The organism is Microbacterium sp. ARD32 (genome assembly GCF_031844385.1).
Classification (GTDB): Bacteria; Actinomycetota; Actinomycetes; order Actinomycetales; family Microbacteriaceae; genus Microbacterium.
On record NZ_JAUZVD010000001.1, the window covers coordinates 767,361 to 782,307 of the forward strand.

A 14,947-nucleotide genomic window follows, 5' to 3' on the forward strand; every position below is an offset into this window, starting at 1 on the left:
GCTCAGAGCTTGCCCTGATCCACCCACCGGGTGTGCGCCTTCAACGCGTGCTGCACGGCCAGGCGCACCACGAAGTAGAGCGCGACACCGACGACGCCGATGCCCACGAGAGCGATCGTCAGCGTGAGCAGCAGGTGCAGCCCCGCGAATCCGACAGCCATCATCAGGCTTTCGTGCGCGCGATCCAGGCCTCGACGTCCGCCACCGTGCGCGGGATGTCGGCCGAGAGGTTCACGGGGCCGTCCTCGGTCATCAGGATGTCGTCCTCGATGCGCACGCCGATACCGCGGAGCTCTTCCGGGACCGTGAGGTCATCGATCTGGAAGTACAGTCCGGGCTCGATCGTGAAGACCATGCCGGGCTCCAGGATGCCGTCGTAGTACATCTCGCGACGCGCCTGCGCGCAGTCGTGCACGTCGATGCCGAGATGGTGACTCGTGCCGTGCACCATGTACCGGCGCTGCTGGCCGCCCTTGTCGGCATCCAGCGCCTCTTCGGCGGTCACGGGCAGCAGTCCCCACTCGGCCGTGCGCTCGGCGATGACCTTCATGGCCGCCTCGTGCACGCTCCGGAAGCGCACACCCGGCTTGGCGGCGGCGAACGCGGCATCCGCCGCCTCCAGCACGACCTCGTACACGCGTCGCTGCACGTCCGAGAACGTGCCGTTCACGGGCAGCGTGCGGGTGATGTCGGCGGTGTACTGGCTGTCGACCTCCACGCCCGCGTCGATCAGGATCAGATCGCCCGGCACGACGGCGCCGTCGTTGCGCGTCCAGTGCAGGTAGCAGGCGTGCGGGCCGGATGCTGCGATGGTGTCGTAGCCCTCCCAGTTGCCGTCGCTGCGGGCGCGCTGGTGGAACACGCCCTCCACGATGCGCTCGCCGCGCGGATGCGCGACGGCGCGATCGAAATCGCGGATGATGTCGTCGAAGCCGGATGCCGTGATCGCCACCGCGCGACGCATCTCGGCGATCTCGAACTCGTCCTTCACCAGGCGCAGCTCCGAGACGAAGCGGGTCAGGTCGTCGTCCTCGTCCACCACCAGATCCTCGGCACCGGCCGCGAAGGTGTCGATGTGCGCTGTCGCCACGTCCAGGTCGGCGGCGACGGCCTGCAGCGACGGGCGCGGGCCGATCCAGAACTCGCCGATCGTGGCATCCGAGTAGAACTCGCTCGTGGTGCGGTCGGCGCGCTCGCGGAAGTACAGCGTGACCTCGTGACCGGCGTCGGTCGGCTCGAACACCAGCACGGAGTCGGGCTCGGCGTCGTTCTCCCAGCCGGTCAGATGCAGGAACGCCGAGTGCGCGCGGAACGGGTAATCCGTGTCGTTGCTGCGCTGCTTGAACGATCCGGCGGGCACGACCAGGCGCTTGCCGGGGAACGCGGCCGAGACCTTCGCCCGGCGGGCGGCGGCGTACTCAGCGTGGGCGCGCGCCGACGGCAGCGACTCGGGACGGTCCGCCCATCCGGTGGAGATGGTGTCGAGGAATCCCTGCGGAAAGGGCTGCTTGCGGGCGCTCTTGGCGTCTTCAGTCGTGGCCGTCGGGGTGTCGACGACGGTGTCGTTCTCTGCGGTGGTCATGAGACCCATTGTCTCATCGACGACGGCCCTTCGACACGCTCAGGGACCCAGAGAGTGCGGGGTCAGGGACCCAGAGGGTGCGGGGTCAGGGACCCAGAGGGTGCGGAGTCAGGCACCCAGGGGGTCGGACAGGGGCGTCACCGCGCGGCGGGCTCCAGCTGCGCCACGAGCGCGCGGTGGTCGCTTCCGCCGGCATCCTCCAGCACCTGCGAGCCGGTCGCTCTCCAGCCATCGCTGGACATGATGTGATCGATCGGCGCGCCGACGAGCGCCGGCAGCGTCGCCGGCCACGTGCCCAGCATCCCGTTGCCGGTGCTGCTGGCCGCATCCCGGCAGCGCCCGACGGTGCCCCCGTCGACGCCGAACGGCGCCAGGTGGTCGAGCGTCGCGTTGAAGTCGCCCGCGAGGATGAAGTCCCCGGCCGGACACTGGTCGGCGATCCAGGCCAGGTCGGACTGCCATCGGCTCATCGCGTCGCGACGCGGGGCGACCGCGTGCACGGCGACGATCGTGGGTCCGGAGCCGTCCACCGGCATGGCCACCACGCTCGGCACGGAGCCGGTGTTGCTCGACCCGTCGCGCGACGACGTGATCACCGAGTACTCGCCCAGCTTCGCCGAGATCAGGATGGTGGTCTGCCAGGCCTGCGGGCCGTTGACGACGTCGGGACGGATGTTGACGTTGTGCACCCACATCGGGTTGCCCGCTTCGCGCATCAGGATCGCGATGCGCTCGCCGACCTTCTCGGAGGTCTCCGGCAGTGCGACGATGTCGACGTCCTGCTCCTCGACCACCTGAGCGATCTTCTCGGCGGGCACGGCTGCGCCGTTCGTGTTCCAGGTGAGCACGCGCAGCGCCTGATCGGTCTTCGCCGGCAGCGACTCGGAGCCGATGCCGCGCACCGCGCCGACCGCCGCGGTCGCTCCGGCGCCGAGCAGCGCCACGATCAGCAGCGAGGCGGCGAAGCCGCGCAGCGGCCTGGCGATCAGCATCAGCAGCGCGAGCAGCGCGACCACCAGGAACCCGCCGATGACGAGTGCGCGCGAGGCGATGAGCTGCGCGATCGGGAACGTGCCCTCCAAGTGGAAGAACTGCGGCCACACCAGGATCGCGGCGGCGATCGCGAAGAGCACCGTGACGAGGATTCCGAGCAGTCGTAGCATCGCTGGAAAGCCTAGGGGAGCCGGCTGTGACACCCCTGGCGGTACGCTCGGAGAATGACCCAGGGCGCGCTCTCCTTCAGCGAACCCGGTTTCAGCGGACCGAGTGACCTGCATCTGCACTCCGACCACTCGGACGGCACTGAGAGCCCCGCCGAGGTGGTCCGTGCCGCTCATGCCCACGGCATCCGCACCCTGGCCCTGACCGACCACGACCGCACGACGGGCTGGGCCGAGGCGGGAGAGGCCGCCGCAGCGCTCGGAATGACCTTCCTGCCCGGCATCGAGCTGTCATCTCGGCATGAATGGCGCAGCGTGCACGTGCTCGGCTACCTGTTCGACCCGGATGAGCCGCAGCTCGTCGCCGAGACGGAGCGCATCCGACTCGACCGCGTCGGCCGCGCCGAGCGGATCGTCCGCAGCATCGCCCGCGATTACGACCTCAGCTGGGCGGACGTGCTCGCCCAGACCACGCCGGACGCCACGGTCGGGCGTCCGCACATCGCCGACGCCCTGGTGGCGCGGGGCATCGTCGCAGACCGTACCGCGGCGTTCGCCGGCATCCTGCATCCGCGCAGCGGGTACTACGAGCCCCACTACGCGCCCGATCCGCTCACGGCCGTTCGCCTGATCACCCGCGCCGGGGGAGTGGCGGTCATCGCCCACCCCGTCACGGCGGGCCGCGACCGGATGCTCCCCGTGCCGTACCTGGAGCGTCTGATCGCCGAGGGGCTGGGCGGGTTCGAGGTCGATCACCGCGAGAACACCGAGGACGGCAAGCGCATGCTGCGCGACATCTCAGCCCGGCACGACCTGATCATCACCGGCTCCAGCGACTACCACGGTGCGGGCAAGCCGAACCGCCCCGGCGAGAACACCACCTCCGACGAGATGGTCGCCCGGATCATCGATCGCGCGACCGGCACGCCGCCGCGATTCCCGTAGCCGGGAAGCACGGGGCGAGATGCGGTCTCAGGCCCCGGTGGGTGCGGCACCGCCGGAGCGGCGACGACGGCGCCGGCGCTGCGGGGCCGACTTGCCGTCGCGGTGCTCGTTGGTGGCGTCACCGTCATGGGTTCCTGCGCCGTCCGCGTCGCGGGAGGCGGAGGAGTCACCGGTGGCAGCGGATGCCTGCGACTCGGTGCCCTCGGCGAACGTCGCTCCGACCTTGTCGCCCCCGGAGCTGCGGCGACGGCGCCGGCGGCGGCGCGTGGTCCCCTCGTCGCTCCCCTCGGCTGCGGCGTCCGCGGCCCGCTGCGGCTGGCGCTGACGACGCTCGGACGGCGCCTTCTCGGCCTTCGGCGCGGTGCGCAGGCGTCCCTTGGTGCCCTCGGGGATGCCCAGGTCGGTGTACAGGTGGGGGCTGGAGGAGTACGTCTCCACAGGCTCGGGCTGACCGAAGTCCAGCGCCCGGTTGATGAGGGCCCACTTGTGCAGGTCCTCCCAGTCGACGAACGTGACCGCGATGCCGGTCTTCCCGGCGCGGCCGGTGCGGCCGGCGCGGTGCAGGTAGGTCTTCTCCTCGTCGGGGATGGTGTGGTTGATGACGTGCGTGACGTCGTCCACGTCGATGCCGCGCGCGGCGACGTCGGTGGCCACCAGCACGTCGCGCTTGCCGGCCTTGAAAGCGGCCATCGAGCGCTCGCGCTGCTCCTGACCCATGTCGCCGTGCACGCCGCCCACGTTGAAGCCGCGGTCACCCAGCTCGTCGACGAGCTTCTGCGCGGCGCGCTTGGTGCGCGTGAAGATGACCGTCTTGCCCCGGCCCTCGGCCTGCAGGATGCGGGCGATGATCTCGTCCTTGTCCAGCGAGTGCGCCCGGTAGACGATGTGCTTGATGTTCGCCTGCGTGAGCCCCTCGTCGGGGTCGTTCGCGCGGATGTGGATCGGGTTGGTCATGAACCGGCGCGCCAGCGCGACGATCGGGCCCGGCATGGTCGCCGAGAACAGCTGGGTGTGCCGCACGGCGGGAACCTTCGAGAAGATCTTCTCGATGTCGGCGAGGAAGCCGAGATCCAGCATCTTGTCGGCCTCGTCGAGTACGACCTCGGTCGCGTTCGACAGATCGAGCAGTCGCTGGTTCGCCAGGTCGATCAGCCGGCCCGGCGTTCCGACCACGATCTGCGCGCCCGCCTTGAGCTGGTCGATCTGCCCCTCGTACGCCTTTCCGCCGTAGATCGCCACGACGCTGGTGGGACGGTTCGAGGTGAGCATGTCGATGTCCTCGTACACCTGCACCGCGAGCTCGCGGGTGGGCACGACGATCAGCGCCTTGACGCCGGGCTCCGGATTCCGTCCGAGTCGCTGCACCACGGGGATGCCGAAGCCGAACGTCTTGCCGGTACCGGTCTTGGCCTGACCGATGATGTCCTGGCCGGGAAGACCCAGCGGGATGGTCTGCTCCTGGATGGGGAACGCGTCGACGATGCCCTTCGCGGCCAGTGCGTCGAGGATGTCCTGATCGATCCCCAGATCAGCGAATGAAGTCACGGTATGTCTTTGCCTGTCCGGCGCATGCGCGGCGGTGAGCCCGGCGCGCGGCGCCTCGTAACGGATCCACGCCGTCACGTGTGCCACAGGCGCGGGGCCCTGCTCCGATGGCAGGACAGGAACAGCCTACCGGAGGCGCGCTCCGGGCACCCGCGGCCGGGACCGCGGCCGGTAGTCTGGGCGGGTGGTCAACTGGTTCTGGAAGCGCAAGCCGCAGCGGCGGACCCTCATGCTGCGCAGCAGGGGCGACAACGGCGGCGCGCAGCGCGTGGACTTCGCCGAGCTCGCGCCCGAGCTGAACCGCTTCCTCGGACAGGCCGCGTATCTGCAGCTGGGCTACTTCGAGACGCTCAGCCGCAGCATCCGCGGAACGCCGTCGCTGGCGCGCAAGGAGGCGCTCTCCCGTGCCGCGGGCGCGGCGCTGGACAAGCACCGCGGCATCGTCGCGGTGATCGCCGAGCAGGGTGAGGACCCGACCGACGTGATGCTGCCGTTCCGGGAGAACCTGGACGCGTTCCGTCGCAAGACGATCGGCGAGCGCCAGGAGGAGACGCTGCTCGCGGTGCATCTCACGGCCGGGATGCTCGATGACTTCTATCTGGCGCTCGCCTCGAGCTACGACCGCACCGGCGAGCAGGTCGCCGAGATCCTGCGGCAGCCGGATGCCGGTGACGAGATCGTGGCGATCATCCAGGAGACCATCGAGAGCGACGACGAGTGGCGCTCTCTGCTGTCGATGTGGGGCCGTCGCCTGGTCGGCGACACCCTGCTGGTCTGCCGCGACGCGCTGCGCCCTGGCCGGCTGGAGGCGGACGACAAGCGCATCGAGCCGGTGTACACCGAGCTGATGGGGGCGCATTCGCGCCGGATGGATGCCATGGGGCTCGCCTCGTAGCATCCGCTCAGCGTCTCGGCATCCGCGGATGCTGCCGAGCAGGCCTCAGATGCCGAGGGCCTGCTTCTGCTCGGCGTCGCGCCGGGTGCGCACCGCGCTGATCGCGATCGTCGCGAGCGCAGCCAGCACGAGTGCGCCGCCGATGCTGATCACCCACAGCCAGACGCTGCTCTCGGCGATCCCCGACCACTGCAGCAGCGTGTAGAGCGCGGCTGCGGCCGCCGTCGCGATCGCCGGCGTGACGGCCACGCCGCGCAGCGCGCGGTGCGGCAGCAGGAAGTGCAGGGCGATGCCCAGGGCGCACGCGGCGATCAGCGCGAGCAGGATGTACATGTCAGGCGACGAAGCCGACGCGACGGGACTCCTCGGTGCCCACCTCGATGTAGGCGAGGTTCGCAGTGGGGACGATGTACGAGCTTCCCTTCGCGTCGGTGAAGCTCAGGTGGCTGGCGTTCTGCTCGAGCGCGCCGGTGACCTGCGCGCGAACCTCGTCGGCGCTGGTGCTGCTCTCGAAGCTCAGCTCACGACCGGTGTTGACGATGCCGATGCGGATTTCCACGCGTTCTCCTCAGATGTCTGCGAACACGCTCGACTCTACCCGCTGGCCCGCGGCCGGGCCGGGCGCGCGGGCCGATTTCGCCGTGGGCGCACAGCGGCGCCGACCGGCGATGTCCGACGCCGCCGCTAGCGTGGGATGCATGACCCAGGACGCCGCTCAGCACGTCGTCGTGCACGCCGACGCCGCAGCATCCGGCGTGGTGATCGGCGCGCCCGGCACGGGCAAGACGACCGCGCTCGTGCAGCGCGTCGTGCACCTGCTGGACGAGGGGCTGCGGCCCGAGGAGGTGCTGGTGCTCACCCCCAGCAGGCAGGCCGCGACCGCGCTGCGCGACCGCGTCGGCGTGCTGGTCGCCCAGGCGACGCCGGGGCCGCTGGCGCGCTCGGTCGGGTCGTTCGCCTTCCAGCTGGTGCGCGGCGCCATGGTGCACGCCGGGGAGGAGCCGCCCGCGCTGCTCACGGGCTCCGACCAGGACCGCATCATCGCCGACCTGCTCGCCGGCGACGCCGAAGACGAAGCGGTGCGCTGGCCCGCCGCGCTCGGACCGGCGGTGCGGGCGTCGAAGGGCTTCCGCTCCGAGCTGCGCGCGTTCCTCGCCGAGTGCACCGAACTGGGCGTGCAGCCGGGTGAGCTGCGCGATCAGGGTGACGAGGTGTGGGCGGCAGCCGGAGACTTCCTCGACGGCTACCGCGAGGTGCTGGGCCGGCTGAGGTCGGCGCACCGTGACGCCGCCGACCTGCTCAGCGAGGCGACGGCGGTCCTGCGCACGGCGGACGCCGCGATGCTGGGGCCCCTCGCAGCGCTGCGCGTCGTGCTGATCGACGACGCCCAGGAGCTCACCCGGGGCGGCATCGCGCTGGTGCGCGCCCTGCGCGGGCGCGGCATCGCGGTGCTGGCGTTCGGGGATCCCGACATCTCCTCGGGCGCTTTCCGCGGAGCGAGCCCCGAGCTGTTCGCGCGGCTCGCCGGGGAGCTCGGCGACGTGCACGTGCTCGACACCCCGCATCGGCAGGCACCCGCGCTGACAGCGCTCACCCGGACGGTGACGCAGACGATCGGCGCGTCCGGCCGGGTCGATCATCGCCGTCCGCCCGTGGTGGTCGACGACTCCGCCGCCCTCACCACGTTCATCGCCCCCTCGCCCTACGAGGAGATCGATCGCATCGCCGGCGTGCTGCGCGAGTGGCATCTCGATGACGGCATCCGCTGGGATCGCATGGCCGTCATCGCGCACGACACCCGTCAGGTCGCTCAGCTCGAGACCGAACTGGCCGCGCGCGACGTGCCCACCCGCGCCGCCGGGGTGCAGCGTCCGCTGGGCGACGAGACCGTGGTGCGCGACCTGGTCGGCATCGTCGAGCTGGCGCTCACCCCGATCGAGCAGCGCACGCCGCAGCGGCTCGAGGAGGCGCTGCGATCGCCGTTCGGCGGGATGGATGCCATCGGCCTGCGCCGACTGCGCGCGCGGCTGCGCCACCTCGAGCTCGAACAGGGCGGCTCGACCCCGGCGCGGGAGCTGCTGCGGCAGGCGATCGCCGCGCCCGCCCACCTGACCCTCATCGACTCCGGCGAGGCCAGGGCGGCGGCGCGCTTCGCCGAGACGCTCGCCGAGATGACGGTCGCCGCCGCCGAGGGCGAGACCGTCCACGACCTGCTGTGGCGGGCGTGGGATGCCGCGCGGGGAGTCGACGGGCGCAAGCTGCAGATCTCCTGGCGGGAGAACGCCCTGCAGTCGACAGGCGGCGAGACGGCACGGGCACTGGACGCGCTGGTGGCGCTGTTCGACGCCGCCAAGCGCTCCGTGGAGCGCGCGCCCAACCAGCGACCCGAGGTCTTCGTGCGCGACATCCTCGGCAGCGAGGTGCCCGAGGACACCCTCTCGGCCCCGGAGCGACCCGGGCGCGTGACCCTGCTGACACCGGCGACGGCTCTGGGCGCGGAGTTCGACGCGGTGGTCATCGCCGGCGTGCAGGACGGCGTCTGGCCCAACGTGCGACTGCGCGGTGGGATGCTGCAGACCTGGCGACTCGCCGACGCCGTCACCGCCGCGCGCACCGGCGTCGACGCGGTCGTGCCCGGTGCGCTCGACCGCCGTCGCAGCGCTCTGCACGACGAGTTGCGCCTGTTCGTGAGAGCCGTCTCGCGGGCGCGGTCGCGGCTGCTGATCACCGCCGTCGACGATGACGACTCCACCCCGAGCCCGTTCTTCGGGTTCCTGCCCGCACCCGAGCCGCCGGAGCGCCACGCCTCCGCCGAGCATCCGCTCACTCTGCGCGGGCTGGTCGCCCGCCATCGGCGCACGCTGACGACCTCGGCCTCGCCCGCGGTGCGCGCCGCGGCCGCCGGGCAGCTCGCCGTCCTCGCCCGCGAGGGCGTGCCTGGTGCCGCGCCCGACGAATGGTACGGGGTGATCCCGCCGTCGACAGACGCTCCGCTGCACGACCTCGACGTCGAGTCCGCCCGGGTCTCGCCGTCGCGGATGGAGGCGTTCGAGGAGTGCGGCCTGAACTGGGCCGTCTCGGCGCTCGGCGGCGACACGGTGCTGCCGCCGTCGGCCGGGATCGGCACGATCGTCCATGCGGCGCTCGAAGCCGCGCCGGACGGCGACCTCGAGCGCATGCGCGAGGTGGTCGCGCAGCGCTGGCCCGAGCTGGACTTCGACACCGAGTGGATCGGCCGCAAGGAGCGCCGTCGCGCCGAGCAGTACGTCGATCGCGTGCACTCCTACCTCGATCGGGTCGCGAAGGACGGCGGTCGGGTGCTCGCCAGCGAGGTGGAGTTCCGCCTGGCCGTCGACGTCCCGGCCGACGAGCACGCCGCGCCGGGCGCCCACCCGGCGGGCGAGGAGACGGCGCGGCAGGCGATCATCCACGGCTACATCGACCGGATCGAGGCGTACCCCGCGGGTTCGGGAGAGCACCCCGAAGCTCGCGGGCGCGGCTGGCAGCCGATGGCCGGAGAGAACGAGAGGGTGGTCGTGGTCGACCTGAAGACGGGCAAGTACGAGCCCGAGAACGATGAGAAGGTGCTCGCGCACGCGCAGCTGGCGACGTATCAGCTCGCCGTGCAGCAGGGCCTGATCGAGGGCGCGGACCCCGCCGCACTCGGGGGTGCGCGGCTGGTGCTGGTGGCGAAGACCCTCTCCAAGAGCGACTACCGCGTGGCGCACCAGCATCCTCTCGACGGCGAGGCGCGCGACGAGTTCCTGCGGCGCGTGGCCGAAGCGGCCCGGGGCATGTCCGCCAGCAGCTTCACGGCCCAGGTGGAGGCGCACTGCGCCGACACGCAGTGGCGGGTGCAGCCGTGCCGCATCCACACCGTTCCGGCGGTCAGCGCGTGACCGGGTGGAATGCGGCGGCCGGCCCCGGCATCTCGGCGACCGACGTGTCCGCCGCACTCGGGCTCCCGACTCCGACGCCGGCGCAGCAGAGCGTGATCGAGGCGCCGCCCGGCCCGGCGCTGGTCGTCGCCGGTGCCGGCAGCGGCAAGACCGAGACGATGTCGGGACGCGTGGTCTGGCTGGTCGCCAACGGTCACGTGCGCCGCGACGAGATCCTGGGCCTGACCTTCACCCGGAAGGCCGCCGGCGAGCTGTCGGAGCGCATCGCCGCACGCCTGTCGCGGATCGACGACTTCGGCCGGCGCGGCCTGCTGCCGCACCTTCCCGAGATCGTGGCGTCGGGCGCGCTGCAGCGGGTGGACGCCGCCGCCCCGGGCCGTCAGCGCGAGCTGGTGCGTGCGCACGTGCTGGACGAACTCGCCGGCGCGTACGCGACCGGCTGGGATCCCGACGTGCCGCGCACCGCGGAGGAGCTGATGATCCGTCCGCGCGTGTCGACGTACAACGCCTTCGCCGACGGCATCGTGCGCGAGCACGGCGCGCGGATCGGCCGCGATCCCGACGTGGCGATGCTGAGCCAGGCCGCATCGTGGATCCTCGCCCGGGACGTGGTGCTGCGCGCCGACCTCCCCGGTCTCGAGTTGATCGACCGTGCCCTGCCGGGTGTCGTGGATGCCGTGCAGAAGCTGGCCGGCGATGCGCTCGACCACCGGGTCGACCTCGACCGGGCCGTGCGGATCGCCCTCGACCAGGCGGCGGCCTTCGAGCCCTGCCTCGGCGTCGAGGCAGTCGACAAGGCATCGGCGAATCTGCTGGCGCTGCCGGTGCTCGTCGAGCTGGTGCGCGACTACATCTCGGAGAAGGCGCGTCGCGGCGTGCTCGACTTCGCCGACCAGGTGTCCGGCGCCTACGACATCATCGAGTCCTCGCCCGACGTGCGCGACGAACTGCGCGAGCAGCACCGCGTGGTGCTGCTGGACGAGTACCAGGACACCTCGGTCATCCAGACGCGGTTCCTGGCCGATCTGTTCCGCGACTCGGCCGTGATGGCGGTGGGCGACCCGCACCAGTCGATCTACGGCTGGCGCGGCGCGAGCGCCGACAACCTGTACGCGTTCTCGCGCTCCTTCGCCGCCGAGCAGCCGGCCCGCACCTACAGCCTGATGACCAGCTGGCGCAACGACGAGCACATCCTCGAGGTCGCGAACGAGGTGCTGCGACCGCTGCAGCGCGAAGGGCTCGACGTGCCGCCGCTGGAACCCCGTCCCGGCGCCGGGGCGGGCAGCGTGGGCGTGCGCTTCGCATTCACCGTCGACGACGAGGCGGCGCAGGTCGCCGAGTGGTTCGTGGATCGCCGTGCGGCGCATCGGGGCGGCTCCCCGCATACCGGCGCGATCCTGTTCCGCTCGAAGCGGCATATGCAGACCTTCGCCGGCGCGCTCGCCGCCGCCGGTGTGCCGCACCGGATCCTGGGCCTGGGCGGGCTGCTGGCGACGCCCGAGGTGGTCGACGTCGTCTCGACGCTGCGGGTGATCCACGATCCCAACTCCGGCTCGGCGCTGATCCGCCTGCTCACCGGCCCCCGGTTCCGTGTCGGGGTGGCCGACATGGCGGCGCTGTACGACCTGGCATCCGAGATCTCCCGGCGCGACAGCGCGCTGATGCCGCTCTCGGACGAGGTGCGCGCGCTGGTCCGTTCGTCGAGCGGCGCCGACGAGTCGGTGTCGATCATCGACGCCGTCGACGTCGTGCGGGGCATGCGCGACGACTACCGCCTGATCGAGCGCATCACACCCGACGGCAGGGCCCGCATCCGCGCCGCGGGGGAGATGCTCGAACGCCTGCGCCGGGCGGTCACCCAGCCGCTGCCCGAGCTGATCCGCCTCATCGAGTTCGAGCTGCGCCTGGACATCGAGCTGGCCGCCAACGAGACCCGCGGACCCGCCCGCCTCGCCACCACCCAGCTGCGCTCGTTCAGCGACGAGGTGCGCGCGTTCCTCGCGGCCGACGAGCGCGGCACCATCAGCAGCCTGCTCGCCTGGCTCGACAAGGCCGAGGCCACCGACGAGCTCATGCCGCGGCCCGAGCCGCCCGAGCCCGGCGTGGTGCAGCTGCTCACCATTCACGGCTCGAAGGGACTGGAATGGGATGCCGTCGCCGTGGTGCGCCTGGTCGACGACGAGCTGCCCTCCCGTGCCACCGACACCGCCGGCTGGTTCGGGTTCGGCTCGATCCCGTTCCCGCTGCGCGGTGACGCCGACGCGCTCCCCGGGTTCGAGTGGGATCCGGAGGGGGCGATGGATGCCGTCGGCCAGGATCCCGTCAAGCGCAGGCGCGAGCTGCAGCGCTCGCTGTCGGGCGGCATCACGAAGTCGTATCCGGGCGGGGCGCTGACCAGATTCAAGAAGGAGTACTCCGACTATCAGAAGCAGGAGGAGCGTCGATTGGCGTACGTCGCGGTGACCCGGGCGCGCAGCGACCTGCTGCTGACGGGCGCGCACTGGGCGGGGCAGAAGAAGCCGCGCACGCCCAGCCCCTACCTGCTCGAGGCGATCGACGTGCTCGGTCTCGATCCGATCGCGCAGGTCGACGCCGACGAGAACCCCTACGACGGACCAGGCATGACGAGGAGCTGGCCGCTGGACCCGCTCGGGGCGCGCCGCCCGCTGATCGAGCGCGCCGTCGACGAGGTGCGCCGCGCGCAGGAGGCGCCGCCCGAGCCGGATGTCGCGCTGCAGCGTCTGCTCGATGAGCGCGAGGCGCGTCGCCGGGGTGCGGATGCCGAGGCGCCGACGCGCGTGCCCGCCTCGCGGTTCAAGGACTACGTCACCGACTACGCCGGCGCGCTCGGGCGGATCGTCCGCCCGATGCCGGAGCGTCCCTACCGGCAGACGCGGCTGGGCACGCTGTTCCACGCCTGGGTCGAGAGCCGCTCCGGGCTGGTCGGCGCGGGGACGCCGCTGGACGACGGGCTGTGGGAGATCGACGACGACGCGCCGGGCGGTGCAGACGTCTCGGATGCCGACGCGGCCGACCTGGAGCGTCTGCGCGAGATCTTCGAGCGGAGCGAATGGGCGCCGCTGCAGCCGATCGCCGTCGAGATCGAGATCGACTTCGCATTCGGTCCGTCATCCGGCGCCGCACCGTCGGGCACCGGGGCTGCGCCGACGGACGAGGAGCACATCGTCATCTGCAAGCTCGACGCCGTCTATCGCCGCGCGGACCGCGGCGGTCGCATCGAGATCGTCGACTGGAAGACCGGTCGCGCGCCGCGCACCGAGAAGGAGCGGGAGGAGCGGATGCTGCAGCTCGCTCTGTACCGGGTGGCGTATCACCGGCGCTTCGGCGTGCCGCTGGAGGAGATCGACGTGGCGCTGTACTACGTCGCGGACGACCTGGTGATCCGTGGCGACCGGGTCTACTCGGAGGCCGAGTTGGTCCAGCGCTGGAGAGCTGCCCGCGCCGCGCGCTGAGCCTCCTCGGCGGAGTCGATGTCGCTCGGCGGCGCCGACTGCGACTGCGCGTCGGGGCGTTCGCCCGCGGGGTGCTCGACTCCAGAGCGCTCGCGACCGGCGCCGCCGCGCACGGTGCTGACCTCGCTGAGATCCTGAGTGGGCTCGTCCCAGGACGGGTGAGCCTCCGTGCCGGCCTCGGCGGTCGCAGCATCCGAACGATTGCCGTGCTCGGCGGCACCGGAGACATCCGTCTGACCGGCGACACCCGCCTGCTCGGGCGCTTCCGCCCGGTCGGGCGCATCGTCCTGGTCGCCGTCCGTCTCGTCCTGCCAGAGCTCCTCGGCACGGTACGCATCGGTCTGCATGGAGGTGTCGACGCCGCCGCCCGGGGTATCGGGCGTCCGGTCGAGCACGTCGAGCGCCGAGTCCACCCCGCCCGTGTACGCGGCCACCACGCGCAGATCGTCGCTGCGCAGCCCGTCGGCCAGCGACTGGAGCAGTCCGGCCGCGTCGTCGACGATGTCGGGACGGCGCAGCTCGTCGCCGTGCACCAGCCAGCGCACGAACTCCAGCTCGGCGTGCAGGCGCGCCCGCACGCGCAGTGCTTCGTCGCTCGCGCGCGAGGAGGCCGCCGCGTACGACGAGAACACGTCGTCGGCGGCCTCGCGTGCGCCGGAGAGCCATCCCAGATCCTCGGCGGGGTCGCCCACGGTCAGCCCTCGCCAGCCGATCATGCCGGTCACCTGCGGGCCGTCGTCCGGGTCGTCCTCGAAAAGGAAGGACTGCGCCTGCACGCCGGCCAGCGTGACGGCGGTCTCGAAGCGCCACAGCTCGTCGTCCGCCGCCGCGGAGCGCCACCGCGAGGTCAGCCTGGCAGGCACGCGCCCCGTGTCGGCCGCCCGGTCGATGAGCTGCTGGATCTCGTCGCGCACGGCGGCCGCATCGCGCACGCTCAGCCCGGCCGCGCGCACCACCGAGGTGGGCAGCGCGTGCACTGCGGCGATCGCCGCGCCGACCGAGACCGCGGCGCCCCGGCCCGCGGGGATGTCTCCGGCGTCGATCTGGAAGCCGGGCATCAGGTCGGTCACCAGGGCCCGGTCGATCCCGAGGGTCGTCTCGCCGAGGTGAGCGGGGGCGCGGAACGGCAGCATCTCGCGCGCGCCGGCGGTGAGCGCCCGCAGGGCGAGCGACTCCTCGCTCAGCTCGCGCGAACCGGCGTCGTCGACGGCTGCGCGGATGACGACCTCTCGGCCGTCGGCGAGCGTCGCGATCGCCGAGTCGAACCTCCCATCCCCGTCCGAGGTCAGGGCGCGAGCGCCGGTGACCTCCGCCCCGGGCAGCGCGGCCGTGACCGCCGCCGCTAGAGTGAAAGGTGAGCGTGCCATGTCCTCCAGGGTAGGCGTGCACCGCACCGGTGCGCCCGCGCCACGCCCTTGCTCCGGTATGCGGCGAGTGAGCGCACGAGG

Annotated in this window: 11 protein-coding genes; 4 read left to right on the forward strand and 7 right to left on the reverse strand. The window is 72.0% G+C overall.

Features of this window, described 5'->3' with window-relative positions; genetic code table 11:
* Positions 1-2: 2 nt before the first annotated feature.
* The 3 genes from Q9R19_RS03615 to Q9R19_RS03625 all read right to left on the reverse strand — a co-directional run bounded on the left by Q9R19_RS03615 (position 3) and on the right by Q9R19_RS03625 (position 2,745).
* Entirely contained in the window at positions 3-164 is a 162-nt protein-coding gene (locus Q9R19_RS03615) for a hypothetical protein (RefSeq protein WP_311254974.1), read from the reverse strand.
* Positions 164-1,582 (reverse strand): aminopeptidase P family protein, encoded by a 1,419-nt coding sequence (locus Q9R19_RS03620; protein ID WP_311254975.1) that lies wholly within the window; start codon positions 1,580-1,582, stop codon positions 164-166. Before Q9R19_RS03620 ends, Q9R19_RS03615 begins: the two co-directional genes overlap by 1 nt.
* A 137-nt stretch (positions 1,583-1,719) precedes the next feature.
* Positions 1,720-2,745 (reverse strand): endonuclease/exonuclease/phosphatase family protein, encoded by a 1,026-nt coding sequence (locus tag Q9R19_RS03625; protein ID WP_311254976.1) that lies wholly within the window; start codon positions 2,743-2,745, stop codon positions 1,720-1,722.
* Between the two features lie 54 nt (positions 2,746-2,799).
* On the opposite strand from Q9R19_RS03625, the gene Q9R19_RS03630 reads away from it, so the two are divergent.
* Positions 2,800-3,687, forward strand: a complete 888-nt coding sequence (locus tag Q9R19_RS03630; protein ID WP_311254977.1) for a PHP domain-containing protein — start codon at positions 2,800-2,802, stop codon at positions 3,685-3,687.
* A 27-nt stretch (positions 3,688-3,714) separates the two neighbouring features.
* Here Q9R19_RS03630 and Q9R19_RS03635 read toward each other — a convergent pair whose 3' ends face one another.
* Complete coding sequence (locus tag Q9R19_RS03635; RefSeq protein WP_311254978.1) at positions 3,715-5,232, reverse strand: DEAD/DEAH box helicase; 1,518 nt, start codon at positions 5,230-5,232, stop codon at positions 3,715-3,717.
* 184 nt (positions 5,233-5,416) lie between these two features.
* On the opposite strand from Q9R19_RS03635, the gene Q9R19_RS03640 reads away from it, so the two are divergent.
* Positions 5,417-6,127 (forward strand): ferritin-like fold-containing protein, encoded by a 711-nt coding sequence (locus Q9R19_RS03640; protein ID WP_311254979.1) that lies wholly within the window; start codon positions 5,417-5,419, stop codon positions 6,125-6,127.
* A gap of 45 nt (positions 6,128-6,172) precedes the next feature.
* Here Q9R19_RS03640 and Q9R19_RS03645 read toward each other — a convergent pair whose 3' ends face one another.
* Both Q9R19_RS03645 and Q9R19_RS03650 read right to left on the reverse strand, forming a co-directional pair.
* Positions 6,173-6,460 carry a hypothetical protein gene (locus tag Q9R19_RS03645; protein WP_311254980.1) on the reverse strand — a complete coding sequence of 96 codons (288 nt, stop codon included), beginning with the start codon at positions 6,458-6,460 and terminating at the stop codon, positions 6,173-6,175.
* Position 6,461: 1 nt separating this feature from the next.
* Positions 6,462-6,686 (reverse strand): DUF3107 domain-containing protein, encoded by a 225-nt coding sequence (locus tag Q9R19_RS03650; RefSeq protein WP_311254981.1) that lies wholly within the window; start codon positions 6,684-6,686, stop codon positions 6,462-6,464.
* 139 nt (positions 6,687-6,825) lie between these two features.
* Here Q9R19_RS03650 and Q9R19_RS03655 point away from each other — a divergent pair, with 139 nt between their 5' ends.
* Together Q9R19_RS03655 and Q9R19_RS03660 are read left to right on the forward strand one after the other, a co-directional pair.
* Positions 6,826-10,026, forward strand: a complete 3,201-nt coding sequence (locus Q9R19_RS03655) for an ATP-dependent DNA helicase (RefSeq protein ID WP_311254982.1) — start codon at positions 6,826-6,828, stop codon at positions 10,024-10,026.
* Positions 10,023-13,499 carry an ATP-dependent DNA helicase gene (locus Q9R19_RS03660; protein ID WP_311254983.1) on the forward strand — a complete coding sequence of 1,159 codons (3,477 nt, stop codon included), beginning with the start codon at positions 10,023-10,025 and terminating at the stop codon, positions 13,497-13,499. Before Q9R19_RS03655 ends, Q9R19_RS03660 begins: the two co-directional genes overlap by 4 nt.
* Here Q9R19_RS03660 and Q9R19_RS03665 read toward each other — a convergent pair.
* Entirely contained in the window at positions 13,445-14,866 is a 1,422-nt protein-coding gene (locus Q9R19_RS03665; protein ID WP_311254984.1) for a phosphotransferase, read from the reverse strand. The two genes, Q9R19_RS03660 and Q9R19_RS03665, sit on opposite strands and share 55 nt — an antisense overlap.
* Positions 14,867-14,947: the final 81 nt, after the last annotated feature.

Bases quoted from the DNA above. Each gene is read 5' to 3' on its own strand.
- Q9R19_RS03615 (WP_311254974.1), bottom strand. From the start codon at position 164: ATGATGGCTGTCGGATTCGCGGGGCTGCACCTGCTGCTCACGCTGACG.
- Q9R19_RS03620 (WP_311254975.1), bottom strand. From the start codon at position 1,582: ATGACCACCGCAGAGAACGACACCGTCGTCGACACCCCGACGGCCACG.
- Q9R19_RS03625 (WP_311254976.1), bottom strand. From the start codon at position 2,745: ATGCTACGACTGCTCGGAATCCTCGTCACGGTGCTCTTCGCGATCGCC.
- Q9R19_RS03630 (WP_311254977.1), top strand. From the start codon at position 2,800: ATGACCCAGGGCGCGCTCTCCTTCAGCGAACCCGGTTTCAGCGGACCG.
- Q9R19_RS03645 (WP_311254980.1), bottom strand. From the start codon at position 6,460: ATGTACATCCTGCTCGCGCTGATCGCCGCGTGCGCCCTGGGCATCGCC.
- Q9R19_RS03655 (WP_311254982.1), top strand. From the start codon at position 6,826: ATGACCCAGGACGCCGCTCAGCACGTCGTCGTGCACGCCGACGCCGCA.
- Q9R19_RS03665 (WP_311254984.1), bottom strand. From the start codon at position 14,866: ATGGCACGCTCACCTTTCACTCTAGCGGCGGCGGTCACGGCCGCGCTG.